Origin of the sequence: Streptomyces piniterrae (assembly GCF_005048155.1) — a bacterium.
GTDB classification, from domain to species: domain Bacteria; phylum Actinomycetota; class Actinomycetes; order Streptomycetales; family Streptomycetaceae; genus Streptomyces; species Streptomyces piniterrae.
Window position 1 is genome coordinate 218,061 of record NZ_SUMB01000007.1, and the last position, 25,794, is coordinate 243,854.

Below are 25,794 nucleotides of genomic sequence, written 5' to 3' on the forward strand. Positions count from 1 at the left end.
CGGCGGGGCGGGGACGGCGGTGCGGGCGTCGCGTGGACGGTCGGGGGCCGGTCGCGCGGACGGCTGCGGGGCGGGCGGGCAGGCGGCCGCGGCGGGGATTGTCAGTGGGGCGTGGCAGGATCGGGGGCGTGGCAGCAAAGGCAGCGAAGAAGAGCGAAGCGACCGGCAGCGAGGCGGCGGGTCGCCGTCCCCACCTGCTCCTGATGGACGGGCATTCCATGGCGTACCGGGCGTTCTTCGCCCTGCCCGTGGAGAATTTCACCACCGCCACGGGGCAACCGACCAATGCGATCTACGGCTTCGCGTCGATGCTCGCGAACACCCTGCGCGACGAGGCGCCCACGCATTTCGCGGTGGCGTTCGACGTCTCGCGCAAGACCTGGCGGTCCGAGGAGTTCCCCGACTACAAGGCGAACCGTTCGAAGACGCCCGACGAGTTCAAGGGGCAGGTCGAGCTGATCGGCGAGCTGCTCGACGCGATGCGGGTCAAGCGGTTCGCGGTGGACGGCTTCGAGGCCGACGATGTGATCGCGACGCTGACGGAGCAGGCCACCGCGCAGGGCTTCGAGGTCTCGATCGTCACCGGTGACCGCGACTCCTTCCAGCTGGTCTCCGAGGACGTCACGGTTCTCTACCCCACCAAGGGCGTCTCGGAGCTGACCCGTTTCACCCCCGAGAAGGTCGCGGAGAAGTACGGCCTGACCCCGTCCCAGTACCCGGACTTCGCCGCGCTGCGCGGTGACCCGTCCGACAACCTTCCCGGTATCCCGGGTGTCGGCGAGAAGACCGCGACGAAGTGGATCAACCAGTTCGGTTCGTTCGCGGAGCTGGTGGAGCGGGCCGACGAGGTCAAGGGCAAGGCGGGCCAGAACCTCCGCGAGCATCTGGAGGCCGTCAAGCTCAATCGCCGGCTGACGGAGATGGTGCGCGATGTCGCGCTGCCGTGCGGCCCGGCGGAGCTGACTCGTGAGGCATACGACCGGGAGGCCCTGAAGGTCTTCCTCAACGCGCTGGAGATCCGCAACCAGGGCCTGCGGGACCGGCTGCACGCCGTCGACCCGGGTGCCGAGGAGACCGGCGAGGAGGCCACGCCGGCCGCCGGTGTCGAGGTGGACGGCACGGTTCTCGGGGCGGGCGAGCTCGCCCCGTGGCTGGCCGAGCACGGCGAGGGCACCCTGGGTGTCGCCACCGTGGACGTCTGGACCCTGGGCAGCGGCAGCGTCGCCGAGGTGGCGCTGGCCGCCGCCGATGGGCCGGCCGCCTGGTTCGACCCGTCCCAGCTGGACGAGGCCGACGAGCGGGCCTTCGCGGCCTGGAGCGCGGACGCCGCCCGGCCCAAGGTGATGCACAACGCCAAGGGCCTGATGCGGGTCTTCGGCGAACACGGCTGGCAGATCGACGGCGTCCTGATGGACACCGCGCTGGCCGCCTATCTGGTCAAGCCGGGCCGCCGTTCGTTCGCGCTGGACGCCCTGTCCATCGAATACCTGGGCCGTGATCTTGCCCCTGCGGCGGCCGGAGACGGCCAGCTGGCGTTCGGCGCCGACGAGGAAGCCGAGGCGGACGCCCTGATGGGGCAGGCGCGCACGGTCCTCGACCTGGGCACGGCCTTCGAGGCCAAGCTCGCGGAGGTCGGCGCGGCCGAGCTGCTGCGTGATGTGGAGCTGCCGACCAGTGTGCTGCTGGCCCGGATGGAGCGGGCGGGTATCGCCGCCGACCGGGGCTGGCTGGAGCGCATGGAGCAGCAGTTCGCGGGCGCCGTGCAGCAGGCCATAAAGGAGGCGCACGCCGCGGCGGGCCATGAGTTCAACCTGGGCTCGCCCAAGCAGCTGCAGGAAGTCCTCTTCGGTGAACTGGGCCTGCCCAAGACGAAGAAGACCAAGACCGGCTACACCACCGACGCCGACGCTCTCGCCTGGCTCGCCGCGCAGACCGAGAACGAACTCCCGGTGATCATGCTCCGTCACCGTGAGCAGGCCAAGCTGCGCACCACGGTCGAGGGTCTGATCAAGACCATCGGTGCGGACGGCCGCATCCACACCACCTTCAACCAGACCGTGGCCGCCACCGGCCGGCTGTCCTCCACCGACCCGAATCTGCAGAACATCCCGGTGCGGACGGACGAGGGCCGGGCGATCCGCCGTGGCTTCGTCGTCGGCGAGGGCTTCGAGTCGCTGCTGACCGCCGACTACAGCCAGATCGAGCTGCGGGTGATGGCCCACCTCTCCGAGGACGAGGGCCTGCTGGAGGCGTTCACCTCCGGTGAGGACCTGCACACCACCGTCGCCTCCCAGGTCTTCTCGGTCGCCAAGGACCAGGTCGACCCGGAGATGCGCCGCAAGATCAAGGCGATGTCCTACGGCCTGGCGTACGGCCTGTCGGCGTTCGGCCTCTCCCAGCAGCTGGGCATTCAGCCCGACGAGGCCCGCAAGCTGATGGACAACTACTTCGAGCGGTTCGGCGGGGTGCGCGACTATCTGCGGCGCGTCGTCGAGGAGGCCCGTGCCACCGGCTATACGCAGACCATCCTCGGCCGTCGCCGCTATCTGCCCGACCTCAACAGCGACAACCGCCAGCGCCGCGAAATGGCCGAGCGGATGGCGCTGAACGCCCCGATCCAGGGCACCGCCGCCGACATCGTCAAGATCGCGATGCTGAAGGTCGACGTGGCGCTGCGGGAGGCGGGGCTGAAATCCCGGCTGCTGCTCCAGGTCCATGACGAAATCGTGGTCGAGGTGGCCCCGGGCGAGCGCGAGAAGGTCGAGGAACTGGTCCGCCGTGAGATGGCCGCGGCGGTCGAGCTGAGCGCGCCGCTGGATGTCTCGGTCGGCTCCGGCAAGGACTGGGAGTCGGCGGCCCACTGAGCGAAGGGGCGCGGGGCGGGGCGGTCAGTCGGTGCCGGCTGCGCCCGTCCCCGCGCAGGCCGGGGTCTGCGCCGCGGGCCCTGCCGGCCGCCCGGGTTCTCCGTCCTCGGCCGCCTCGGCCCGGCGTGCGCGGCGGTGCAGCAGCCGTACGGTCACCCCGTAGCAGACCAGGCCGGCGACGAGGCCGGCGCCCGCGCCGAAGAGCACGGTCGGCACGTAGCTGAACCAGGAGACCGTGCCGTCGTAGAAGGTGTATGCCCGCAGCGTGCGGTGTACGGCACCGAGGAGCACCCACAGGACGATCGGAGCGGTCAGCAGCAGCCGCATCCGGACGGTCAGTGCGGGGATGGCCCTTGTATCCACCGCACCTCGCGCGCCCGCCTCCCGCAACGCCGACCACAGGAACCAGCCGATCCCCGCCATCGCGAGGGCCGACGTCCCGTACTGCAGGTATGTGTAGACCGGCAGGCCGTGGACGATGTCGTTGAGGCCGGGGATCAGCCGGGTGCCCCAGCGGCCCGGGTGGGTGAAGGCGTCCCAGACGACATGCGTCGCGGCCCCGAGCGCTGCCGAGAGCCAGAACCAGCCTGCCAGCGCGGCGAGTTGGCGCGGCCCGCGCGGATCCCAGGGGCGGCCGCGGACGAACGCGTACGCCCGTCCCCGCCATGCGCCGGGCAGCAGCGCCAGCAGCGGTTCGCGCAGCAGCAGCCAGCCGCCGACGAGCGCCGCGGTGACCAGTACATCCACCGTCAGCACTCCGGGGAGGCCGTGTGTCACCTCGCCGAAGAGCATGGCGCCCGGCACCAGAGTGTCCGCGTAGTACGTCATGTCCGGTGCGAACGACCCCGCGACGAGCGCCGAGGCGATCAGCGGGCCGCGAGCCGCACCTGTCCGGCGGATGGCCGGAAGCACGGCAGCGGCATGGCTGAGCGTGAACGGCATGCACCTCTCCTTGATCGATTCAGATCGGTTCGGATCATTATGTCGGCCAGTGAGGGCGCTGGCTGCTCGGCCCGACTTGTCGTAGTGTCGCCTGAGTTGGAGCGCAGGGGAGCGCGCCACCGCGTCCGCGCGCGGTGGGGGCAACGCGGAGGGGACGGCACGTATGGCAGCCACATTCCGGCGACGGCTCCTGAGGGGAGCGGCCTCAACGGTCGTGGTGGCATTGGCGCTCGCCGCCCTGACCGCCTCTCAGTCACCGGGCGCCGCCGAGGCCGCAGGAGAACACGACCCGGTCACGCCGGCGACCGACACCCCCATCGACGGCGGATCGACGTACTACACCGACCTGCCACCCCTCAACAGCCCCGTGCCGCCTGGGAGTTCAGGCCGCAAGAGCGGCGACGGAGACGGGGACGGCGGCCCGATAGCCACCGGCCCCGCCGAGGCGGGCATCCCCGCCAGCGTCCTCGCCGCTTACAAGAGTGCCGCGGCCCGGATCGCCGAGACCGACCCGGGCTGCCGCCTCCCGTGGCAGCTGCTCGCCGGCATCGGCAAGGTGGAATCCGGGCAGGCGGCCGGCGGAGCGGTCGATTCCAGGGGGACCACGCTCCGGCCGATCCTCGGGCCGCAGCTCAACGGCCATGGCTTCGCGCGGATCACCGACACCGACGGCGGCCGTTACGACGGCGACCTCACCCATGACCGCGCCGTGGGCCCGATGCAGTTCATCCCGTCCACCTGGTCCAACGGCGGCCCCGACGGCGCCGGCTGGGGCACCGACGGCAACGGGGACGGCAAGAAGGACCCCAACAACGTCTTCGACGCGGCACTCGCCGCGGGCCGCTATCTCTGCAACGGCGGCCGCGACCTGACGACGCGGCACGACCTGGACCACGCGATCCTCGGCTACAACAACTCCACGGAGTATCTGCGGACGGTGCTGTCCTGGTACGCGTTCTACCGCAAGGGCACCCATGAGGTGCCGGACGGCAAGGGCGTACTCCCGGTGCACCGGACCGGCTCGCGGGCCGACGGCGGCCGCAACGGGCGGGGCGAGGGCGCGGGGGCGCACCACGGCGAGCGCGCCGATCAGCGACATGAGCCGGGCAAGGCGGCCGGCAAGCCGGCGAAGCCGAGTCGGCCGGGCAAGCCGGGCAAGCCGGGCAGGCCAGGGAAGCCGAACGAGCCCGGTGAGCCCGACGGCGGCAACCCGCCGAAGCCGACCCCCGACCCGGCGAACCCCAGCCCGACAACCCCCGCCCCGAAGCCTCCCGCTCATCCCGCCCCCCTCACCGCCCTCGAACGGACCGGCGACCAGCACCTGACGGCTGCCGCGGGCGCCGAGTTCGCCGCATCGCCACAGGTGAAAGCCAAGGACGCCACGGGTAAGCCGGTGGTCGGCGCCCCGGTGCGCTTCCTCGTCACCGGCAGCACGCACGCCCGCTTCCCCGACGGCACCACCACCGTAACCGTCACCACTGACAACGCCGGTCTGGCCACGGCGCCCAAGCTCCAAGCAGGCGACAGGGCGGGGGCGTTCACCGTCCGGGCGGAGACCGAGGGCCGCACCGTACCGGCCGTCGACTTCGCCATGACCGTCCAGGCCGCGCAGTCCGCGCCGAAGGCCGACGCGCTCGTCCGTACCTCCGACAAGAAGCTGACGGCGACCGCCGGCGGGGCCTTCGCGGCCGACGCGGTAGAAATCAAGGCGACGTATCACGGCAGGGCCGCCGCCGGCGTGGCCGTCACGGCGACCATGGTCACCGACGACCCGAAGTGCTCGGCCGAATGCGCCGAGAACGACAAGGGCCCCTACTTCAAGAACCCCGAGCCCGTCAGGGACCCCGAGCACGCCGGGAACCGCGAGCCCGCCACGGACTCCGAGAAGGTCACGAAGCCAGGGGCCACCGCCGCCGACCCGAACGAGCCGGTGCGCACCCTCACCACCCTCACGACCGACGGCAACGGCCTGCTGAAACTCCCGAAGATCTACACCGACACGCACACTGGGACGTTCCTGCTGCGGCTGACCACCGCCGACGGCGCCGTACTGACCATCAAGCTCAACGTCACCGCCCCGGCCGCCACGTAGACGCCCCGCCCCATAGGACGGCCCGCCCGTAGGCCCGTCGCGAAGGTTCCGCACCGCCGTCCCGCCCGCCCCAGGGCAGGACGGCGGTGCAACGTGTTCTCATCTGCGCCGCCCATTGCTACGGTGCCCCCGCCCTGACGACATATCAGATCGCCGATCACCGGGAGGCCCGACCATGCGCGCCCTGACAGCAGCCGCCGTCGGACTCGCCGCGGCGCTCGCCCTCGTGCTCACCGTCACCGCGGCAGGCCCGCCCAGCGGCCGCACCTCGCCGAAGCCGCTGCTGACCACCGTCCCCGAGCACCCCTGAGGGGGACGCCGTCATGCGCCGCAAAGCCAGCCTGGTCCTGCTCGCGTTCGCCGTCTTCTTCACCGCCCTGGCCCCGCTGCTGCGCTGGTACGCCTTCCCGCGGCTCGCCAAGATCCCGGCCGGCCAGTACCAGGACATGGTCCTGGAGGCGAAGCCCGCCACCCTGATCGACTACGGGACGATGAAGGCCAAGCGGGTACCCAAGGTCACCATCGTGCAGACCCTCAAGGGCAATGTCGCCGAGTCCGACCGGATAGAGCAGACCGCCGGCCGCGACGTCGTCGTCTGGGACGCGCTGTCCTATGTGGCCGGACCCGACGGCAAGATGGTCTCCGAGATCCCCGAGCGCTATATCTTCGACGCCCACTCCCAGGAGCCGGTGCACGCCACCGGCGAGATGGTCGACGGCGACCGGGTCCGCCGCGAAGGCATCGAGTACAAGTGGCCGTTCCTCACCGAGCCGCGCGACTACACCTACTTCGACGCCCAGACCCGCACCTCCGCCCCCATCCACTACAAGGGGACCCGCACCTTCCGCGGCCTGGAGGTCTACTACTTCGAGCAGACCATTCCCTGGACCAAGGTCCGGCTCCCCAAGAAGATGCCGGTCAAGGGCATCACCCCGGAGTCCGTCGAGAAGATGGGCACCACCCGCTGGTACAGCACCAAGCGGATGTTCTGGGTGGAGCCGGTCACCGGAGCACCGGTCAACGGCCAGGAGATCCACAAGGAGGAGCTGCGCGGCGGCGATCTGCTGCCCGGTGGCGGCAAGGTCACCGCCTTCGCCGGCCATGTGAAGATGCGCGACGACTACGTCGACTCGACCGTCGCCCTGGTCACCTCCCAGCGGACCCTCGTCCTGCTGCTCACCGGCTACCTGCCCTGGGGTTTCCTGGTCGTCGGCGCCGCGCTGCTCGCCCTGGGCCTCCACCTGGAAGCCCGCAGCCGCCGCCCCGGCGCCGGCGTCCCCGACGACGAGACCCCCCGACCCGACCCCCGGCCGACGCCCGCCTGACGCCACCGCCGCCGACTCCTGGCCCGTGACCGTCGCCCGGCGCCCGCCACCAGCCCCTGCCCCATCGGATACGCCCTAGCCCCGCTTGAGCCGTGCCGTCGTATGCCGCGTCGGCTCGGCCGTAGAAGGATCCTCCGGCCACGGGTGCTTGGGGTAGCGGCCGCGCAACTCCGCACGCACGGAGCGGTAACCGTCCCTCCAGAACGACGCCAGGTCGGCGGTGACGGCGGCCGGCCGCCCGGCCGGTGACAGCAGATGCACCAGTACGGGCACCCGCCCGTCCGCCACCCGCGGCGACTCCTGCCGGCCGAACAGCTCCTGCAGCTTGACGGCCAGCACCGGCTGCTCACCGCCGTAGTCCACCCGCACCCGCGAACCGCTCGGCACCTCGATACGCTCCGGCGCCAGCTCCTCGAAACGCGCCGCGTCGCCGGTCGCCCACGGCAGCAGCCGGGCCAGCGCCTGCCCCGCGTCGATCCGCGCGAGGTCGGCCCGCCGCCGGGCCCGCCCGAGCTCCACCCCCAGCCACTCCTCGACGCGCTCCAGCAGCGCCGCATCCGACACATCCGGCCACGGCGCGCCCAACTCCCGGTGCAGAAAAGCCATCCGCTGCCGCAGCGACAGCGCGCCCGCCGACCACCGCAGCAGCCCGGGACCCTCCTGCCGCAGCCCCGACAGCACCGCCTCCCGCAGCAGACCGGCATCGGGCGCCGTCAGCGGCCGGGCCGCCAGCTCGATCGCCCCCAGCCGCGTCACGCTCCTGGCCACCACGTCCCCGTCCGACCAGCGGACCTCCTCGCCCGAGGAGTACAGCGCCCGCGCCGCGGCACACGCCGTCTCCGCGTCGATCACCGCCGCCAGCCGCACCCGTGCGGACGCCGCCGCCACCGGCCGGTCCGCCACCGCGACGGCCAGCCACGCCGCATCCCGCAGCCGCGAGGAGTCGCCCGCCCGCGCCCCCGGACCGGGCCCCGCCCCGGCCAGCTCGGCCCCGGTCCCGGAGGCCATCAGATAACTCCCCACCCCGCGCGCCCGCGCCACCCGCTCGGGGAACGCCAGCGCGGCGACCAGCCCGGCGACGGCGTCATCGCTCGCCGCCCGGCCGTCCGCGCCCCCGTCCGGACCGGAAACCGCGCCATCAGCGCCATCCGCGCCCTCGGCCCGTCCCGGCACCCCGGCCGCCGACGACAGCCGTCGCGCCTCCTGCCGCCACCTGGCCGCGTACGCGTCACCGCCCCGCCGCGCCGTCCGCCATGCCGCCGCCAGATCGTCCCCGTACGCGCGCGGCGGCTCCTCGCTCAGCAGCGCCACCACCTCCGCCGCCCGACGCACACCGACCTCGCGCGCGCCGTCCAACAGCGCACGCGCCAGCCGCGGATGCAGACCGAGCCGCCCCATCCGCACACCGCGCTCCGTCGCCCGGCCGTCCGCGTCCACGGCTCCGACCGCCGCCAGTACGTCCCGCGCCGCGGCGAGCGCACCCGCCGGCGGCGCGTCCAGAAGCGCCAGCCCGGTCGCCGCCGGATCCCCCCAGCACGCCGCCTGAAGCGCGAACGCGGTCAGATCCGCGACCTTGATCTCCGGATCGGGGAACCGCGGCAGCCGCCCGTCCTCCCCCTCCGACCAGCAGCGATAGACCACACCCGGTGCCTCGCGGCCGGCCCGCCCGGCCCGCTGACGCGCCGCCGCCCGGGAGGCCCGTACGGTCGCCAGGGCACTCAGCCCCCGCACATGATCCATCCGCGGCACCCGCGCCAGCCCGCTGTCCACCACCACCCGCACGCCCGGCACCGTCAGGCTCGACTCCGCCACCGACGTCGCCAGCACCACCCGCCGTACGCCGTCCCCACCGCCCAACACGGCGTCCTGCACCTCGGCCGGCGCTCGCCCGTGCACCTGCAGCACCTCGGCATCCAGCCCGGCCAGCAGCCCGGCGACACGCCCGATCTCCCCGACACCGGGCAGGAAACACAGCACATCCCCCGACTGCTCCCGCAGCGCGCGCCGCACCACCCCCGCCACATGCGTCAGCAGCGCGGGATCGACCCGCATCCCATGCGGGGGCCGCACCGGCCGCTCCGGAGGCGCCCACACGACGGCCACCGGGTGCGACACGCCGGCCGCCGCCACCACCGGCGCGGGACCGTCCGCACCGCCCAGCAGCCGGGCCCACCCCTCGGCGTCCGTCGTCGCCGACGCCGCCACCAGCCGCAGCTCGGGGCGCAGCGTCTCCCGTACGTCCAGCAGGAACGCCGCGGAGGTATCGGCGTCCAGATGCCGCTCATGGCACTCGTCGAGCACCACCACATCGACACCGGCCAGCTCCGGATCCCGCTGCAACCGCTGCAGCAGCACCCCGGTGGTCACCACTTCCACTGCCGTACGCGGCCCGACCCGCCGCTCACCACGCACGGTGAACCCGACGGAATCGCCGACCTTCTCGCCCAGCAGCCAGGCCATCCGCCGGGCCGCGGCACGGGCCGCGATCCGCCGTGGCTCGGCGACGAGCACCCGCCGCGCCGGCCCCTGGCCCGTAAGACCCGCGAGATCCAGCGGCACCAGCGTCGTCTTGCCGGTGCCCGGCGGCGCACAGAGCACCGCGGCACCAGGACCGTCGGACCCGTGGAGGGCAGCACGCAGCGGGGGCAGCGCGGTGCGCACGGGCAGCTGGGCAAGGGCGTCGCGGGGCGTACCCGCGGCCGGGGGTCGGGCGAGATTCACCGTCCCAGTCTGCCGCCCCCGCCGCACCGGGCAGCCACGGGCCGAAGGGCAGGGACTACGACTCCGCCACACACACGAAGATCGCCGTCCCCGGGATCAGGTTCCCGCGCAGCGGAGACCAGCCGCCCCACTCCTGCGTATTCCATTCCGGCCATTCCGGTTCGACGAGATCCACCAACCGGAACCCGCCGGCCACCACATCCCGCACCCGGTCGCCCAGCGTCCGGTGATGCTCCACATACACCGCGCGGCCGGTCTCGTCCTGCTCGACGTACGGCGTCCGGTCGAAGTAGGAGGCCGCCACCGACAGGCCCTCCGGGCCCGGCTCGTCGGGGAACGCCCACCGGATGGGGTGGGTGACCGAGAAGACGAACCGGCCGCCGGGCCGCAGCACCCGGCGGACCTCGCGCAGCACCCGCACCGGATCGGCGACAAACGGAATCGCGCCGTAGGCGGAGCACGCGAGGTCGAAGCAGCCGTCGCGGAACGGCAGCGCCCCCGCGTCCGCCTCCACCAGGCCGACCTCACCCTCCGCCCCGTCGGCGATCCGCAGCGCGTGCTGCAGTTGCCGGTGCGAGAGATCGAGGGCCACCGGGTGGGCGCCCTGAGCCGCCAGCCAACGGGAACACTGCGCCGCGCCCGCCCCGATCTCCAGGACCCGCCGCCCCTTCAGCTCCGTCGCCGGACCCAGCAGCCCGGCGTCCGCCTCGTCCAGCCCCTCGGGGCCCCAGACGAAGCGGTCGTCCCCGAGGAACGCGCCGTGCTCGCTCTGGTAGTCGTCCGCGTTACGGTCCCACCAGCCACGACTGGCCCGGCTGCTCTCCGCGTCGGAGGCGTCACGTCGGGTCGCCTCCGGCTCATACTCTTGGTTCATCGCGCCCGTCGTCGTAGTCTTCGCTGTGCTTGTCGCTGCAGGGACTGTGAGGCCATTAGCCTCGCGGAACATCGCGTGTGCCGGTTATGGGGCGTTCTGCCCCGGGTGTGCGCGTTCGCGCATTGACCGTGTCCGGCTGCCCCCGTATGCTACAAGTTGCGCTGCGGGCTTGCGCGCCTCAGACGGAGCAGGCCGCGCTCGCATCTGTATGTATGTCCCCTCGGTTTTCGAGGCGTTTCGGGTTGCTCCGGGTTTTCGCGGGGCATCCGGAGGGTGCGCCTGATGCTGTCTGGCTTATGCAGAGGCGATTCCGGCTCTCGGCGTAGCAGTACCTACGACTTCAATGTCCGCACCGGAGCCCTTTCCCACATGACGAGCAGCACCGAGACCACCGCCACCACCCCGCAGGTTGCGGTCAACGACATCGGTAACGAGGAAGCCTTCCTCGCCGCGATCGACGAGACGATCAAGTACTTCAACGACGGCGACATCGTCGACGGCGTCATCGTGAAGGTCGACCGGGACGAGGTCCTGCTCGACATCGGTTACAAGACCGAAGGTGTGATCCCGAGCCGCGAGCTCTCGATCAAGCACGACGTCGACCCCAACGAGGTCGTTGCCGTCGGTGACGAGATCGAGGCCCTGGTTCTCCAGAAGGAGGACAAGGAAGGCCGCCTCATCCTGTCCAAGAAGCGCGCTCAGTACGAGCGTGCCTGGGGCACGATCGAGAAGATCAAGGAAGAGGACGGGATCGTCACCGGTACCGTCATCGAGGTCGTCAAGGGTGGTCTCATCCTCGACATCGGCCTCCGTGGCTTCCTCCCGGCCTCCCTGGTCGAGATGCGCCGCGTCCGCGACCTCCAGCCCTACGTGGGCAAGGAGCTCGAGGCCAAGATCATCGAGCTGGACAAGAACCGCAACAACGTGGTCCTGTCCCGCCGTGCCTGGCTGGAGCAGACCCAGAGCGAGGTCCGCCAGACCTTCCTCACCACCCTCCAGAAGGGCCAGGTGCGCTCCGGCGTCGTCTCCTCCATCGTCAACTTCGGTGCCTTCGTGGACCTGGGTGGCGTGGACGGCCTGGTGCACGTCTCCGAGCTGTCCTGGAAGCACATCGACCACCCCTCCGAGGTCGTCGAGGTCGGCCAGGAGGTCACGGTCGAGGTCCTGGACGTCGACATGGACCGCGAGCGCGTGTCCCTGTCGCTCAAGGCGACCCAGGAAGACCCGTGGCAGCAGTTCGCCCGGACCCACCAGATCGGTCAGGTCGTCCCGGGTAAGGTCACCAAGCTCGTTCCCTTCGGTGCGTTCGTGCGCGTCGACGAGGGCATCGAGGGCCTGGTCCACATCTCCGAGCTGGCCGAGCGCCACGTCGAGATCCCGGAGCAGGTTGTCCAGGTCAACGACGAGATCTTCGTCAAGGTCATCGACATCGACCTCGAGCGCCGCCGCATCAGCCTCTCGCTGAAGCAGGCCAACGAGTCCTTCGGTGCCGACCCGTCGGCGGTCGAGTTCGACCCGACCCTGTACGGCATGGCCGCGTCCTACGACGACCAGGGCAACTACATCTACCCCGAGGGCTTCGACCCCGAGACCAACGACTGGCTCGAGGGCTACGAGAGCCAGCGCGAGGCCTGGGAGAACCAGTACGCCGAGGCGCAGCAGCGCTTCGAGCAGCACCAGGCCCAGGTCATCAAGTCCCGCGAGGCCGACGAGCAGGCGGCGGCCGAGGGCGCTGCGGCGCCGGCGGCGCAGGGTGGCGGCCAGGCCGGCGGCGGCCAGGTCTCCGGTGGCTCGTACTCCTCGGAGTCGGCGGACAACTCCGGCGCCCTGGCGTCGGACGAGGCCCTGGCGGCGCTCCGCGAGAAGCTGGCCGGCGGCCAGAGCTGAAAAGGCTCACCCGCTAGGCACTAGCCGATAGGCGAAAGCCAGCTCGAAGGCCCGTTCCCCTCTGGGGAGCGGGCCTTCGGCATATCCTGCGACGCGTCCCGGGCCCCGGGCGCGTGCGTCCGGGCGGGCGTCGGTCAGCCCACCGGGACGCCCGGGTTGGCGATGCCACGACCCCCGGTGACGGTGTTGTCGCCGGCGATGGTGACGGGACACTCCGACGCGTCGTAGTTGGTGACGTTGAATCCGTACTGGCCGGAGCCTGTCGCGCCGCTCAGATCGGACCGGTTGCCGCGGAAGACCGCGCCGCAGCCCCAGCCCGACTGCTGGCTGTGGGTCTCGTAGCCGTTGTTGGTGGTGTGGCGGCCGGTGTTGTTCTCGACGACGACGCCATTGCCCTTCACATCGACCCAGGAATCGTCGAAGTGGGCTCCGGTCAGCCCGCCGCCGTCGAAGGTGTTCCCGCTGATCCGCGCGCCCGTCGTACCTTCCTTGATGTCGATGTTCTCGCCGCCGACACCGGGGCCGATGGTGTTGCCGAGGATCTGGACGTTGTCGCTCTTGTCGTCGGTGCCGCCCGCGCTGCCCACGTACACCCCCTCGCCCATACCGCTGCCGTCCTTGCCGGTATCGCGGATGGTGGAGTTCCTGATGACTCCGTTCCTGCTGGACTTGCGGAAGTGCACGCCCTCCATGTCCAGGTCGTGGACGGTGACGGAGTCGATGACGACACCGTTCGCGGCGTCCATCATGATGCCCTTCTGGCCGCCGGTGACGTTGATCCCTTCGACGGTCCAGTACGAGGCGCCGTTCAGATGTAGCCCATAGCCGCCGCCCGCGGTGAGAACGGCCTTCGACGAGCCGGTGAGGGTGATCCGGGATGCCGCGCTGCCGGCGACGGAGGTCTTGAAGTTCCCGTTGTACGTGCCGTCGGCGAGCTGGATGGTGTCGCCTGGCCTGGCGGCGGCGAGCGCGTCCTTGAGCTCGGCCGCGGTCGACACGTCGACCACCCGGGCGGGGGAGGGGCGGGGGGTGCCTGTCGCGGTGGGCGTGACGGTGAGGGCTGTGCCGGCTGCCAGCAATGCGGCGGCCGACACGGTCAGGAGGGGTCCGGTGCGCATTCAACTGCCTTTCTGTATATGAACGTTGGGCGGGAATGTGAATCGCGAGGGTGGTCGTGAAGGTAGGCGCGCGAAGAAGGGGCGTCAAGGTTCCGGGCTGGGTTGGGGGATTGGGCCTGAGGCCGGGGAGGGTGCCGGGTCGGCTTCGGTGAAGGGATGCTGCAACTCGCCTATGCGGTATGGCCGTTCAGTGATGTGAATTCGCTGGGGGTCGCCCGGGGCCAGGGGCCGTTCCAAACGGCGTCGCCGCCCGGCAACGTGGCGCGATCTCGACTCCGCGACAGGCGCTCGAAGGCGGCGCTGCAGGACCGTGAGGACGCCCGGGAATGCGGGAGCGGCGCTGGGCGTTCTTGCACACGGACATGAGGAGGAGCGGTCACTGTGTTGGATCCCCAGGGGTTGTACGAATGGGAGCCGAGCGGGCTCGCGGCGGTTGAGGCCATCGCGGCCAGGGACTCCGCCGGGCTGGTGTTGCTGTACCACTTCGACGGCTACATCGACGCCGGCGAGACCGGCGACCAGATCGTGGAACGGCTGCTGGGCGGCCTGACGCACCGCGTCATCGCCCGCTTCGACCACGACCGGCTGATCGACTACCGCGCCCGTCGCCCGCTGCTCACCTTCCAGAACCACCGCTGGACCAGCTACGAGACGCCCAGCATCGCGCTGCGCCTCGTGGAGGACGCCACGGGGGCGCCCTTCCTGCTGCTGTCCGGCCCCGAGCCCGATGTGGAGTGGGAGCGTTTCTCGGCCGCGGTGCGCCAGATAGTGGAGCGGCTCGGCGTTCGGCTCTCGGTCAATTTCCACGGCATCCCGATGGGCGTCCCCCACACCCGCCCCGTAGGCATCACCCCGCACGGCAACCGCATCGACCTGATGCCCGGGCACGCCAGCTTCTTCGACGAGGCGCAGGTGCCCGGCAGCGCGGAGGCGCTGATCGAGTTCCGGCTGGCCGAGGCGGGACACGACGTCCTGGGTGTGGCGGCGCATGTGCCGCACTACATCGCGCGGTCCGCCTACCCGGATGCCGCGCTCACGGTCCTGGAGGCCGTAACGGCCGCGACGGGGCTGGTGCTGCCCAGTGCGGCGCATTCGCTGCGCACGGAGGCGCTGCGGACGCAGGAGGAGATCGAACGGCAGATCTCTGAGGGCGACGAAGAGCTGGTGGCGCTGGTCAGCGGACTGGAGCATCAGTACGACGCGGTGGCCGGCGCGGAGACCAGGGGGAACCTGGTGGCCGAGCCGGTGGAACTGCCCTCTGCCGACGAGATCGGCAGGGAATTCGAACGCTTCCTGGCGGAGCGGGAGGGAGACGGGGGCGGGGTCTGACGCGGCGGGGTCAGCAGCTCCCGAAGGTCCCGAAGTCGGTGACCCCGACGTTTCCGGGACCGTATAGCGTGGGCCCATGGTGAAGGTGGGGCTGACCGGCGGAATCGGCGCGGGCAAAAGCGAGGTCTCGCGGTTGCTGGCGTCGTACGGCGCGGTGATCGTGGACGCGGACAGGATCGCCCGCGAGGTCGTCGAGCCGGGGACACCCGGACTCGCGGCGGTGGTCGAGGAGTTCGGGGACGGCGTACTCACCCCCGACGGGAGCCTGGACCGGCCGAAGCTCGGCGGGATCGTCTTCGCCGACCCGGAGAAGCTGAAGGCGCTGAACGCGATCGTGCACCCACTGGTGGGCGTGCGATCGGCCGAACTGGAGGTGTCGGCCGGGCCGGACGCGGTGGTGGTGCACGATGTGCCGCTGCTGACGGAGAACGGCTTGGCGCCGCTCTACGACCTGGTCATCGTCGTCGACGCCGCCCCGGAGACCCAGCTGGACCGGCTGGTACGGCTGCGCGGAATGGCGGAGGACGAGGCCAAGGCTCGGATGGCGGCCCAGGCGACCCGCGAACAGCGTCTCGCGGTCGCGGACCTCGTCATCGACAACGACGGCCCGCTGGAGGCACTGGAGCCCCAGGTCCGCGCGGTGTGGGAGCGCCTGCGGGGCGCGTGAGGCCGGGCGGTAGCCTCACCGCCATGACCGCTACCGATCTCAGCGCTGCCGATCCGAGTGCCACTGATCCGAGTGCTACGGATCTTGGCTCCAAGGCTCCCGAGTCCTTCGTCGTCAACATCTCCGGCCTCGCGGACACCGAGCTGGAGCCGGACCCCCTGGCCCCCGACCAGATCGTCTCCGGAGAGCCCGTGGTGACGGGCAAGGTGCTCTGGGAGTCTCCGGACGGACGGCAGATCCGCGGCATCTGGCAGATCACGCCCGGCGTGGTGACGGACACCGAGGCCAACGAGCTGTTCGTGGTCGTCAGCGGACGCGCCACGATCGAGGTCGAGGGCGGGCCGGTGCTCGAGGTGGGGCCGGGCGACGCCTGTGTCCTGCGCGAGGGCGACCGCACGCGGTGGACCGTGCACGAGACGTTGCGCAAGGCGTACCACATCAGCCTGTAGGGCGCGGTTCCCGGCCCTTGGAGCCCGCGGGAAACCCCGGCAGGTTGGGGCCGATCCGCCGGGGGAATGCGGTGGCCGATGGGATTGTTGTGCCGCACGTGACGCCGGCGGGCGGCGGAAGTCTGCCCGGCTGGCGAGGGAGAGGAGACGGTCGTGCCCGAGCGCACCCCGGAGACGCATGTCATCGACTTCCGCGCCGCGGAGCATCTGCTGGAGGCCCGCGACCCACGCGGTGCTATCCGGCTCTTGGACTCGGTCATCGCCGCGCACCCCGAGAACACGGCTGCCCGGCTGCTGCGCGCCCGCGCCTTCTTCCTCGCCGCCCAACTGCGTCCTGCGGAGCTTGAGTTCCAGATCGTGCTGGAACGCGAGCCCGACAACGCGTTCGCGCACTTCGCACTCGGCCGCACCCTGGAACGCGCCAACCGCCCCGAGGAGGCCCTGCGCCACTTCCGCCTCGCCGCGGCCCTCGAGCCACGCCCCGACTTCATCGAAGCCGCCCGCTTCACGCACGAAACAGGCAACGGCGAAAGCTGAGGGGTGATTTGGTGGCTGGTGCCGCCAGATCCAGGAGTACGTCGACCGCGCTACGCAGCGCCCGGAGGCCTCGCCCTCCCCGCTCCCCTACGGTGCGTTTCCCCCTCTCCGGTTGCCCGCGTTCCATCTGCGGAAGGCTTCGTTGCGGCCTCGGTCAGGTTCGTAGGGGGGTATGTTCCTGCCGGGCTGGTAGTGCGGTCCTTGGTGAATGTGCCGGATCACCATGGCCAGGTCGGTGACTGCCAGCATGGCCAGGGCGGCGCACGCCGCCGCCCATTCCGGTCGGCCTGCCAGTGCGAAGGCCACGGCTCCGGCGATGGCCCACAGCAGCCCCCACAGCGCCAGCCCACAGCGCATCCTCAGCGGGCTGCGTGCGTGAAGGGGCTCATTTCCCGTACGCATCGGCACCCATCTCCCACCTCCAGGATCCTCCCGATCGGTGTTGCAGTCACCTGTCCCTCCGTGTCGTTCGAGCACCCGCCGTAACCCCCGCCGGATCACCCGGCCTGCCGGCCGGCGTAACTCTCGCTGTGACGGGTGGCGCACCGCTCCGGCATTCGGTCCTGGCCCCCGCGCCACCACCTCCGTGATCGCGATCGCGAGCGTCGGCTCGTTCCGTGGGCTTCTCGTCGGCGGGGCGAGGGTCGCCCGCCGGGTGTGCGTTGATCCACGACAGCCCGCCGATGTCGAGTCGCGACCGGGCCCGTGTGACCGCTACATAGGCCAAGCGCGCCTCGTCGATATCGATCGGCCCCGGAAGGGGTGCGCCGTCCTCGCCGTGCTCGTCGAGATCGTCGGGGCCGGTGAAATCGTCCGCGATCCGTACGCTCTCCCATTCCCGTCCCTTGGCGCGATGTGCCGTGGACACCGTCACCTCGGCGGTTTCCTCGGGCGAGAGCCGGGCCAGGGCGCGGAGCAGGGCTTGTGTGCCGTGCTCGTCGACGAGTTCCACCAGTGGCAGAAGATCCCGTCCTGCCGGGTCGAACTCGGCGTATTCCCGCAGTTCCGCCCAGGTCTCGAAGAGCATCAGCTCGGGGTGGGAGGTACGGCGCCCGGCATCCAGGTCGTGAGCGGCCCGTGCCAGTGCGCTCAGCGCCTCACCGCCACCCGCGAGCGCGACCCGGCGGTCCGCCTCCAGCTGCCGTATCACCTCGACCATCGCCCCGACGTTCGATCTGCACAGGATCGCTTGTGGCTCGCGGACCGTGCTCAACTCCGTCTCCAGCAAAGGCGATCCGGTCAGCCGGATCGGCGCGCCGATGATCGTCAACCAGCGATTGGCCTCGGCCGCCAGCGCCGGGCCGAAGCGGAAGGAACGGGAGAGGCTGAGCTGCCGGCCGTCGAATCCGGTCATGACATCGCGGGCACCGCGCCAGCCGTAGATCGCCTGCGCGGAGTCGCCAACCAGCACCAGCTGGGCGTGGTCGCGCTGCGCCGCGAAGACCTGCTCGACAACGGGGTTGGTGTCCTGGGCTTCGTCGAGGAGAAGGAAGTCCCCGGGGATGATCGGCTCTCGCAGGGCCCACATCTTCAGGTAGTGGTCGTGCTCGAAGCGGACGACGCCACGGTCCGGATGTTGCAGATCCGCCCAGGCCTTGCGTGCATAGGGGAGGACGAGACCGGCGAGTTGTTCGTGCAGGGGCTCCGCTTCGGCTCCGCGTAAAGGTGGGACGTGGTGGCGTGCGATCTCTCTGTCGGCCGACTGGCAGAACCGGGTGACGGTGCGCAGGGCCGTGTAGGAGAGCGCCTTGTTGTTGACGTTGCGTGTTCCGACGCGTACGGACGTCCCGTCCTCGATGCCGAGCGCGGCGCCGGTTCTCCAGCCCGATTGCCGAGGGGCGTTCATCCGCGCCGCGTACCTCCTGCCCACCGCGGTGTAGGCGAGGGCGTGAGCGGTTCCGCAGGCCACTTCCGTGGGGAAGGTGCGGGTGGCGTCACGCGCGATGGCCCTGTTGAAGGCGATGTATCGGCCCTGCCGGCGCTGCCGCTGCGCTTCGTGCGCGAGCATGGCGAGGGTGGTCGTCTTGCCTGTCCCGGCTCCGGCCTGGATCACGAGCGGTGAGCCGGCTCGAAAGGCGTCGGCCGCGGCCGCCTGCTCAGCTGTGGGGATGTTCATGATTGCTCCGCATCGAAACTTCTTGATTACCGAGAGTGATGACGTCACTCACTGTAACGGATTTCGGGCGGATGTCGAGAGGCGATCTGCGGGCTGTGGATAACTCTGCTCCAGCCTGCCTGAGCCAGCCGAAAAAGCCGTCGTCGAGCGGCGGAGGGCGGCGCGAGGGACGCATTGTCAGTGCCGTCTGCTTCCATCGATCTCACGCAGGGTCGCCGCGGCGGAACCGCCGCCGACGGCCGGACCGAAACGGGGGAGTGGACGGCATGGGCATCGCTTCGCGGTGGGTCATCAGCCCGCATCACGGCAAGGCCATCGGTACACATCCCATGATCTGCCGGCCGTCCTCCGCGGGGAGGCGTGGTCGCCCGAACGCGACACAGGAGGGGCAGTGCGCACGACCGTAGACTCGCAGGTCGGGGCCGCGAGATTGAGCCGGGCCCGGCAGACGCGGCAGGCGCCACCACCGGCGCAGGGGCATCGGGCTCCGAGGGATCAGACGCTGAACGAACAAGGTCTAGGGGACGGCATGGCGAGGCGGTGGGAGGTGGCACCCAGGGCATCACAGCCGACGGGCGTCCCGCCCGTTGCCGGGCCGGAGGCCGAAGGGGACTCCACCTCCTTCGGCACGGCTGCGGCCCGCTGCGCCGTGGTCTTCCTGCCCGCCCAGCCGCCCCGCGCCGGGAAGCTCGCCTTCTGGCAACCCGACGGCGGCCCGCTGCCGGACGGCGGACCCGGGGGAGAGGCGGGAGCCGGCGGACCGGCCGCCGAGACTGCGCAGCTCACCGTCGCCCGCCACCACGGAAACGGCGCCCGCAGCCGCACGGTCCCCGCCGTACTGCTCCCGCTGGCCGAGGCCGTACCCCTGCTGGTCCGCGCCCGGCACGACCCCACCGCCCACCCGGCCGCGGCCTGCTGGGGTGCGGCCGCCTTGCACGCCCTGCACCTCGCCGCACGAGGAAGGCTGCTCCCGGGGCTGACCGCCGAGGACACCGACGCCTGGCGCGCCGGTCCGCTGGACCCGGACGACATCGCCCACCTCCGGGCCGTCGCGGCGGCCATGCCCGCCGAGGCGTACGCGGTGCCCCTCCCGGGCAGCCGCCCGCTCCACCTGCACGACCCCGTGACGCTGGTACGACTCTTCGTGGACGCGGTCGTCGACGCACTGCCGCGCACCCCCGCCGCCGAGCTCGTGGCCGGCGCCCCCTTCGCCGCGGATGCTCCACAACACATGCCCCGCGCCCGGGAATGGGCCGCGGAGGTCGCGGCCGGGGTCGACGCGGGGGTCCGGCTGTCGTTGCGCCTCGACCTGGCGCCGCACAAGCTCTTCGACACCCGCCAAGACGTCTCGCCAGGCGGCGATGGTGCGGAAGAGCGCAGTGCGGCGGCCGCCGTCCTGCAGGTCCACAGCCTCACCGACCCCACCCTGGTGACCGATGCAGGCCAACTGTGGGAGGGCGCGGGTCCCGACCACTTCGGCCCGCGGTCCCGCGTCGACACCCTCCTCGCGCTGCGCCGTGCCGCTCGCGTCTGGGCCCCGCTCGGCCGCCTCCTGGAGCGGCCCGTGCCCGACGTACTGCCGCTCAGCGAGGACGAGTTGTGCGAGCTGCTCGGCGAGGCCGCGCCCCGGCTGGGCGCCGCTGGAGTGGCCGTCCACTGGCCCAGGGAACTGGCCCGCGGCCTGACCGCGGCGGCGGTGCTGCGCCCCGCACCGGGGTCGGCCGCGGACGGCTTCGGGTTCTTCGACACCAAGGAACTCCTGCAATTCCGCTGGCAGGTGGCGATGGACGGGGCGCCACTGACCGAAGCGGAGATGGACGCCCTCGCCGAGTCGCACCGCCCCGTCGTCCGGCTGCGCGACCAGTGGGTACTCGTCGATCCCGCACTCGTACGCAAGGCCCGCAAACGCGAACTGGGCTACCTGGAGCCGGTCGACGCGCTCGCCGCGACGCTCCGCGGCACCACCGACGTGGACGGCGAACAGGTCGAGGTGGTGCCCCTGGGAGTGCTCGCAGCCCTGCGCGGGCGCCTGACCGCCGACGCACGCCCGCTGCCCCAGCCGCCCGGACTGCGGGCGACGCTCCGCGACTACCAACTACGGGGCATGGCCTGGCTCGACACCATGACCTCGATCGGCCTCGGCGGCTGCCTCGCCGATGACATGGGCCTCGGCAAGACCATCACCGTCATCGCGCTGTACCTCCACCGACGCCCCACCGCCCCCGTCCTCGTCGTCTGCCCCGCCTCCCTCCTCGGCAACTGGCAGCGCGAGATCGAGCGCTTCGCCCCCGGTACGCCCGTACGACGTTTCCACGGCGCCGGCCGCAGCCTCGACAACCTGGACGCCGGCTTCGTCCTCACCACCTACGGAACGATGCGCAGCAGCGCGGCCCAACTGGCCGCCCACGCCTGGGCATGGGTCGTCGCCGACGAGGCGCAGCATGTGAAGAACCCGAGATCCTCCACGGCCAAGGCGCTGCGCGGCATCAGGGCCCCGGCCCGGATCGCCCTCACCGGCACCCCGGTGGAGAACAACCTCTCCGAGCTGTGGGCCCTCCTCGACTGGACCACCCCCGGGCTCCTCGGTCCCCTCAAGACCTTCCGCGCGCTGCACGCCCGAGAGGTGGAGGGCGGCGAGGACCCGGAGGCCACGGAGCGGCTGGCCGCACTGGTGCGCCCGTTCATCCTCCGACGTAAGAAATCCGACCCCGGGATCGCGCCCGAGCTCCCGCCCAAGACCGAGACGGACCACCCGGTGGCGCTCGGCCGGGAACAGGCCGCGCTGTATCAGGCCGTCGTCCGCGAGACGCTCGCCCGGATCGAGGCGGCAGAGGGTATCGCGCGCCGCGGCCTGGTGATGAAGCTGCTCACCGCCCTCAAACAGATCTGCAACCATCCCGCCCAGTACCTCAAGGAGGCCGCGCCGGGCCTGGCCGCCCGCTCGGGGAAGCTCGAACTCCTCGACGAACTCCTGGACACCATCCTCGCCGAGGGCGGCGCCACGTTGGTCTTCACGCAGTACGTGGGGATGGCGCGACTCCTCGAACGGCACCTCGGCACCCGGGGCATCCCGACCCAACTCCTGCACGGCGGCACGCCCGTCGCCGAGCGGGAGCGGATGGTCGACCGCTTCCAGTCGGGGCAGAACCCCGTCTTCCTGCTGTCCCTCAAGGCGGCGGGCACCGGCCTCAATCTCACCCGGGCCGGCCATGTGATCCACTACGACCGCTGGTGGAATCCGGCGGTGGAGGAGCAGGCCACCGACCGTGCGTACCGCATCGGCCAGACCCAGCCCGTCCAGGTCCACCGCCTGATCGCCGAGGGCACGGTCGAGGACAACATCGCCCAACTCCTCGCCGCCAAGAAGGCCCTCGCCGACGCGGTGCTCTCCGGCGGCGAAACCGCGCTCACCGAGTTGTCGGACGCCGAACTCGCCGACCTCGTCTCCCTGAGGAGGCCCGCATGAGCCCTCGCCCGACGTCCGGTCGGCACGCCGCCACCGGGCGCGCCGCCGCAGCGGACCGGCTGGCCCGCGCGGACCGTTCGCGTACGTTCCCGCCGCTGCCGGCCCGTAGCGGCGCCCGCGGCCTGTTCGCCGAATCCTGGTGGGGAAGCGCCTGGCTGGACGCCCTGGAAACCACGGCTCTCGACAGCGCCCGGCTCGCCCGCGGCCGGACCTACGCCCGGGACGGGCATGTGGACACCATCAACATCACACCGGGCCGCATCGTCGCCACCGTACGCGGCAGCAGGCCCCGCCCCTACAGCGCGGAGGTCCGTCTCAGAACCCTCTCCGACACGCAGTGGGACCACCTCCTCGACGCCATCGCCGCGCAGCCCGACCAACTCACCGCCCTCCTGGCCAAGAAGCTGCCCAGCGCGCTGGCCGAGGAGGAGGTGCGCCTCCTCCCGGGACCGGGCGATCTCGTCCCCCGCTGCTCGTGCCCCGACCACGGGCGTCCCTGCAAACATGCCGCCGCGCTCTGCTTCCAGGTGGCCCGCCTGCTGGACGCGGACCCGTTCGTCCTGCTGCTGATGCGCGGCCGAGGCGAACGCGAGCTCCTCGACGAGCTCTCCCGCCGCAACGCCACCCACACCGCCCGCGAGACCCGTGGCCACACCCTCGTCGCGTCGCCGCCGCCCGGCACCGAAAGATCCACCCCCGGGCACACCCCTGACGCCCCCGCAGCGGCCACCGCCCCCGGAGCGCACGCATACCCCACGAACGTCACGCCCCAAGGCGTCCTCGCCCGCGCAGCTCTCGCAGACCGTCCTCGCCCGCCGCTTCCGCCCCCTCTGCCCGTGCCCCGCCACCCCGGTAGACCGCCGGCCCTCCCGGACGCCGACGGGCTCCCCTTCGACCCCGCGGCCCTCGAATTCCTGGCCGCCGACGCCGCGGCCCGCGCCCATGCCTGCGTATCCGCCGTCGGCACCCGGGCTGACGGCGCCCAACGGCCGCCCACCACCAGCCCCTTCCCGGCGCTGCCCCCATGGGAGGACGCCATCCGCCTGGCGGCCACCGCCCATCCCACCGCCGGACTGACCGCCACCACCCGAGCGCTCTTCCGCGACCTCGCGGATGCCACCGGCCGTACACCCACGGACGTGGCCCGTGCCGTCGCCGCCTGGCGCCAGGGCGGCCCCGAAGGGCTCGCGCTCCTCGAAACCCCCTGGGACCCCCCGGCCGGCGACTTCGACCGGGCCCGCGGCGCCCTCCTCGCGGCAGACCTCCCGGCCCTCCGCCCGCGCCACAACCACCTCACCGACCCCGACCGCGGCATCCAGCTCCGCTTCGGCCACGACAGCCGCTGGTACCCCTACGAATCCGAGCCCGGCGCCGAGGACTGGTGGCCCACCGGGCCCGCGGACCCCGACCCCGTAGGCGCCCTCACCACCCTGCTCGCGCGATGACTAACCTCAAGGCCGTGGAAGGCCTCGACACACTCACCCGATCCCTCGCACAGCGCACCCCCGAGCAGCTCGCCGTGCTCCTCACCCGGCATGCCGAACCGCTCGCCCGCCAGCCCGCAGCCACCCAACTCCGTGGTCTGGCCGGTGCCCTGTGGTCGTACGAAACCCTCCACCACCTGGTGCTGCACCTCGACCACCCCCGGCTCCAAGTGCTCGCCGCCGCCGCGCGCATCAGCCAGGAGCGCGCCGGGCGCGCCGCACCGGCCCCCGCCCCGGGAGCCGACTACCAGTCCCTGATGGCGCACCGTTTGTCCTTCCCGCAGCTGGCCACCGAACCCGTCCCGCCCGAGGACGTCTACGCCGCACTCGGCGCCGCCACACCGGGCCCCGCGCGCACCGCCGCCGAGACCGCCCTGCGCTCCCTCTACGAGGACGGACTCGCCGCCCCGGCCGGGGACGGCACCATCGTCGTCCCGCCGCGCATCCCCCAGCTCCTGGCCGCGCACGACCTCGGCCCCTTCGCCGCCCACGCCCCGCGGCCCACCCCCGACGACACCGGTGCCTCCGCAGTCCGCCCCGCGCTCGCCCCGACCTCGCCGTACGACGAATCCCGGGCCGCCGCGGCGACCCTCGCCGCCACCGTGGAACGCCTCCTCGCCTCCCTGGCGACGCAACCCGCTGCGCTGCGCAAGTCCGGTGGCCTGGCCATCCGCGAGATCAAACGGCTGGCCAAAGCAGCCGGCGCCACCGAACCGCACACCCGGCTCCTCCTCGACCTCACCCTCGCGGCCGACCTGATCGCGCTGACCCGCACCCCCGCCGGCATTACCGCGCTTCCCACCGGCGCCTACGACGACTGGCTCACCCGCCCGCCCGGCGAACGCCTCGCCCCCGTCCTGGCCGCCTGGTCCGCGCTCTGGGCCGTCCCCACCCACACCCCGTTCGGCGAGACCCCGACCGCACTCATCCGCGGACACGACCGGCACGCCCCCGCCCTCCGGCACGCCCTTCTGGCCGCCCTCGCCGACGTCCCCCTCGGCGCCGACGCACCCCTACCGCCGCTGCCGCAGCCGGCATCCGCCGAGGAACACCGCGGCACCGCGCCCTTGAAGGCACTGCTCAAGGCGGCCGCCTGGCACCGGCCCCTCGCGATCAGCGGGCAGCCTATGGCCGAGGACCGCGCCGCCCACACCCTGCACGAAGCCGCCTACCTCGGCCTGACCGCCCACGGCACCCTCACCCCCCTGGGCCGCGCGCTCCTCGCCGACCCGCAGTCCCTCGACGAGCCGCTCCGCGACCTGCTCCCCCCGCTCCTCGAACAGGCCCATTTCCAGGCCGACCTGACCGCCGTGGTGCCCGGCCGCCCCGCCGCCGCCCTCGCCGAACTGCTCGCCTCCTCGGCCGACCGCGAGTCCGAAGGCCATGCCGTCACCTGGCGCTTCACCCCCGCGTCCGTACGCCGCGCCCTGGACACCGGCCGGACCGCCGACACCCTGCTCGACGGCCTCACCGCGGCCTCCGTGACCGGCGCCCTGCCGCAGCCGCTCGGCTACCTCATCCAGGACACCGCCCGCAGCCACGGCCGGATGCGCGTCCTGCCCGCCGCCTGCTGCATCCGCTCCGACGACGAAGCCCTGGTCGCCGAACTCGCCGCGCACCGCGCCCTGCGTGACCTCGGGCTGCGGGCCATCGCCCCGACCGTCCTGGTCAGCGGCCGTCCACCGGCCGCCACCCTGGAAGCCCTCCGCGCGGCGGGATACGCCCCCGCCCTGGAGTCCGACACCGGCACCACGACCGTCGAACGCCTCCCCACGCACCGCACCAGGCCCGCCAACCCCGCCCGGGACCCGGGCGCCGCGCTCACCCTCGCGCGGCGCCTTCTGGGGCCCGCAGGTGAGAACCAGGAGGCCGCCCAGCGCAGCGGCGCCTGACGACCGGCCCGCGCCGCGCGCCCGACCACTC

18 protein-coding genes are annotated in these 25,794 nt (G+C 72.1%); 12 read left to right on the top strand and 6 right to left on the bottom strand.

From position 1 onward, the window contains the following. Positions 1-128: 128 nt before the first annotated feature. Positions 129-2,864, top strand: coding sequence for a DNA polymerase I (gene polA / locus FCH28_RS21395; RefSeq protein WP_136741686.1), 2,736 nt, complete (start codon positions 129-131; stop codon positions 2,862-2,864). Between the two features lie 24 nt (positions 2,865-2,888). Here the strand turns inward: polA and FCH28_RS21400 are convergent, their stop codons facing one another. Then, complete coding sequence (locus FCH28_RS21400; RefSeq protein WP_136741687.1) at positions 2,889-3,806, bottom strand: DUF4184 family protein; 918 nt, start codon at positions 3,804-3,806, stop codon at positions 2,889-2,891. Between the two features lie 163 nt (positions 3,807-3,969). Between FCH28_RS21400 and FCH28_RS21405 the strand changes: the two genes are divergently transcribed. The 3 genes from FCH28_RS21405 to pgfA all read left to right on the top strand — a co-directional run bounded on the left by FCH28_RS21405 (position 3,970) and on the right by pgfA (position 7,223). Continuing rightward, the gene (locus tag FCH28_RS21405) at positions 3,970-5,898 is read left to right on the top strand and encodes a lytic transglycosylase domain-containing protein (protein WP_136741688.1); all 1,929 of its coding nucleotides are present in this window, start codon (positions 3,970-3,972) and stop codon (positions 5,896-5,898) included. A gap of 175 nt (positions 5,899-6,073) precedes the next feature. Continuing rightward, positions 6,074-6,208 carry an SPW_0924 family protein gene (locus FCH28_RS21410; RefSeq protein ID WP_136741689.1) on the top strand — a complete coding sequence of 45 codons (135 nt, stop codon included), beginning with the start codon at positions 6,074-6,076 and terminating at the stop codon, positions 6,206-6,208. A gap of 13 nt (positions 6,209-6,221) precedes the next feature. Then, positions 6,222-7,223: a cell envelope lipid trafficking protein PgfA gene (gene pgfA, locus FCH28_RS21415; RefSeq protein ID WP_136741690.1), complete on the top strand. Its 1,002-nt coding sequence runs from the start codon at positions 6,222-6,224 to the stop codon at positions 7,221-7,223. Positions 7,224-7,298: 75 nt separating this feature from the next. On the opposite strand, the gene hrpB is transcribed toward pgfA, so the two are convergent. Then, entirely contained in the window at positions 7,299-9,944 is a 2,646-nt protein-coding gene (gene hrpB, locus FCH28_RS21420) for an ATP-dependent helicase HrpB (protein ID WP_136741691.1), read from the bottom strand. Between the two features lie 55 nt (positions 9,945-9,999). After that, the gene (locus FCH28_RS21425) at positions 10,000-10,818 is read right to left on the bottom strand and encodes a class I SAM-dependent methyltransferase (RefSeq protein ID WP_136741692.1); all 819 of its coding nucleotides are present in this window, start codon (positions 10,816-10,818) and stop codon (positions 10,000-10,002) included. Between the two features lie 369 nt (positions 10,819-11,187). On the opposite strand from FCH28_RS21425, the gene rpsA reads away from it, so the two are divergent. Further along, entirely contained in the window at positions 11,188-12,705 is a 1,518-nt protein-coding gene (gene rpsA / locus FCH28_RS21435) for a 30S ribosomal protein S1 (RefSeq protein WP_136741693.1), read from the top strand. Between the two features lie 134 nt (positions 12,706-12,839). Here rpsA and FCH28_RS21440 read toward each other — a convergent pair whose 3' ends face one another. Further along, positions 12,840-13,823 carry a right-handed parallel beta-helix repeat-containing protein gene (locus FCH28_RS21440; RefSeq protein WP_136741694.1) on the bottom strand — a complete coding sequence of 328 codons (984 nt, stop codon included), beginning with the start codon at positions 13,821-13,823 and terminating at the stop codon, positions 12,840-12,842. A gap of 381 nt (positions 13,824-14,204) precedes the next feature. On the opposite strand from FCH28_RS21440, the gene FCH28_RS21445 reads away from it, so the two are divergent. The 4 genes from FCH28_RS21445 to FCH28_RS21460 all read left to right on the top strand — a co-directional run bounded on the left by FCH28_RS21445 (position 14,205) and on the right by FCH28_RS21460 (position 16,805). Further along, positions 14,205-15,152, top strand: coding sequence for a PAC2 family protein (locus tag FCH28_RS21445; RefSeq protein WP_136741695.1), 948 nt, complete (start codon positions 14,205-14,207; stop codon positions 15,150-15,152). A 76-nt stretch (positions 15,153-15,228) separates the two neighbouring features. After that, on the top strand, positions 15,229-15,819 hold the full coding sequence (gene coaE / locus FCH28_RS21450) for a dephospho-CoA kinase (protein ID WP_136741696.1): 591 nt from the start codon (positions 15,229-15,231) through the stop codon (positions 15,817-15,819). 23 nt (positions 15,820-15,842) lie between these two features. Continuing rightward, positions 15,843-16,268: a cupin domain-containing protein gene (locus tag FCH28_RS21455; protein ID WP_169314215.1), complete on the top strand. Its 426-nt coding sequence runs from the start codon at positions 15,843-15,845 to the stop codon at positions 16,266-16,268. A 153-nt stretch (positions 16,269-16,421) separates the two neighbouring features. Next, complete coding sequence (locus FCH28_RS21460; protein WP_136741697.1) at positions 16,422-16,805, top strand: tetratricopeptide repeat protein; 384 nt, start codon at positions 16,422-16,424, stop codon at positions 16,803-16,805. An 87-nt stretch (positions 16,806-16,892) separates the two neighbouring features. Here FCH28_RS21460 and FCH28_RS38690 read toward each other — a convergent pair whose 3' ends face one another. Both FCH28_RS38690 and FCH28_RS21470 read right to left on the bottom strand, forming a co-directional pair. Further along, on the bottom strand, positions 16,893-17,207 hold the full coding sequence (locus tag FCH28_RS38690; protein ID WP_136741882.1) for a DUF6343 family protein: 315 nt from the start codon (positions 17,205-17,207) through the stop codon (positions 16,893-16,895). 46 nt (positions 17,208-17,253) lie between these two features. Next, positions 17,254-18,921 carry a UvrD-helicase domain-containing protein gene (locus tag FCH28_RS21470; RefSeq protein WP_136741698.1) on the bottom strand — a complete coding sequence of 556 codons (1,668 nt, stop codon included), beginning with the start codon at positions 18,919-18,921 and terminating at the stop codon, positions 17,254-17,256. A gap of 649 nt (positions 18,922-19,570) precedes the next feature. Here FCH28_RS21470 and FCH28_RS21475 point away from each other — a divergent pair. From FCH28_RS21475 to FCH28_RS39735, 3 genes are read left to right on the top strand one after another with little or no spacing between them, the layout of a single operon-like run. After that, positions 19,571-22,387 carry a DEAD/DEAH box helicase gene (locus tag FCH28_RS21475; RefSeq protein ID WP_425471969.1) on the top strand — a complete coding sequence of 939 codons (2,817 nt, stop codon included), beginning with the start codon at positions 19,571-19,573 and terminating at the stop codon, positions 22,385-22,387. After that, a complete protein-coding gene (locus FCH28_RS21480; RefSeq protein WP_136741700.1) occupies positions 22,384-23,832 on the top strand; it encodes an SWIM zinc finger family protein in 1,449 nt (482 codons plus the stop codon). Before FCH28_RS21475 ends, FCH28_RS21480 begins: the two co-directional genes overlap by 4 nt. Beyond that, on the top strand, positions 23,829-25,763 hold the full coding sequence (locus FCH28_RS39735) for a helicase-associated domain-containing protein (RefSeq protein ID WP_136741701.1): 1,935 nt from the start codon (positions 23,829-23,831) through the stop codon (positions 25,761-25,763). The genes FCH28_RS21480 and FCH28_RS39735 overlap by 4 nt, the downstream gene beginning before the upstream one ends. Positions 25,764-25,794 lie beyond the last annotated feature (31 nt).

What these genes read in the sequence shown, in the direction of transcription:
- FCH28_RS21400 (WP_136741687.1), bottom strand. Translation starts at nt 3,806, where the DNA reads ATGCCGTTCACGCTCAGCCATGCCGCTGCCGTGCTTCCGGCCATCCGC.
- FCH28_RS21405 (WP_136741688.1), top strand. Translation starts at nt 3,970, where the DNA reads ATGGCAGCCACATTCCGGCGACGGCTCCTGAGGGGAGCGGCCTCAACG.
- FCH28_RS21480 (WP_136741700.1), top strand. Translation starts at nt 22,384, where the DNA reads ATGAGCCCTCGCCCGACGTCCGGTCGGCACGCCGCCACCGGGCGCGCC.
- FCH28_RS38690 (WP_136741882.1), bottom strand. Translation starts at nt 17,207, where the DNA reads ATGCGTACGGGAAATGAGCCCCTTCACGCACGCAGCCCGCTGAGGATG.
- FCH28_RS39735 (WP_136741701.1), top strand. Translation starts at nt 23,829, where the DNA reads ATGACTAACCTCAAGGCCGTGGAAGGCCTCGACACACTCACCCGATCC.
- FCH28_RS21455 (WP_169314215.1), top strand. Translation starts at nt 15,843, where the DNA reads ATGACCGCTACCGATCTCAGCGCTGCCGATCCGAGTGCCACTGATCCG.
- FCH28_RS21440 (WP_136741694.1), bottom strand. Translation starts at nt 13,823, where the DNA reads ATGCGCACCGGACCCCTCCTGACCGTGTCGGCCGCCGCATTGCTGGCA.
- FCH28_RS21410 (WP_136741689.1), top strand. Translation starts at nt 6,074, where the DNA reads ATGCGCGCCCTGACAGCAGCCGCCGTCGGACTCGCCGCGGCGCTCGCC.
- FCH28_RS21470 (WP_136741698.1), bottom strand. Translation starts at nt 18,921, where the DNA reads ATGAACATCCCCACAGCTGAGCAGGCGGCCGCGGCCGACGCCTTTCGA.
- rpsA (WP_136741693.1), top strand. Translation starts at nt 11,188, where the DNA reads ATGACGAGCAGCACCGAGACCACCGCCACCACCCCGCAGGTTGCGGTC.
- FCH28_RS21425 (WP_136741692.1), bottom strand. Translation starts at nt 10,818, where the DNA reads ATGAACCAAGAGTATGAGCCGGAGGCGACCCGACGTGACGCCTCCGAC.
- coaE (WP_136741696.1), top strand. Translation starts at nt 15,229, where the DNA reads ATGGTGAAGGTGGGGCTGACCGGCGGAATCGGCGCGGGCAAAAGCGAG.
- pgfA (WP_136741690.1), top strand. Translation starts at nt 6,222, where the DNA reads ATGCGCCGCAAAGCCAGCCTGGTCCTGCTCGCGTTCGCCGTCTTCTTC.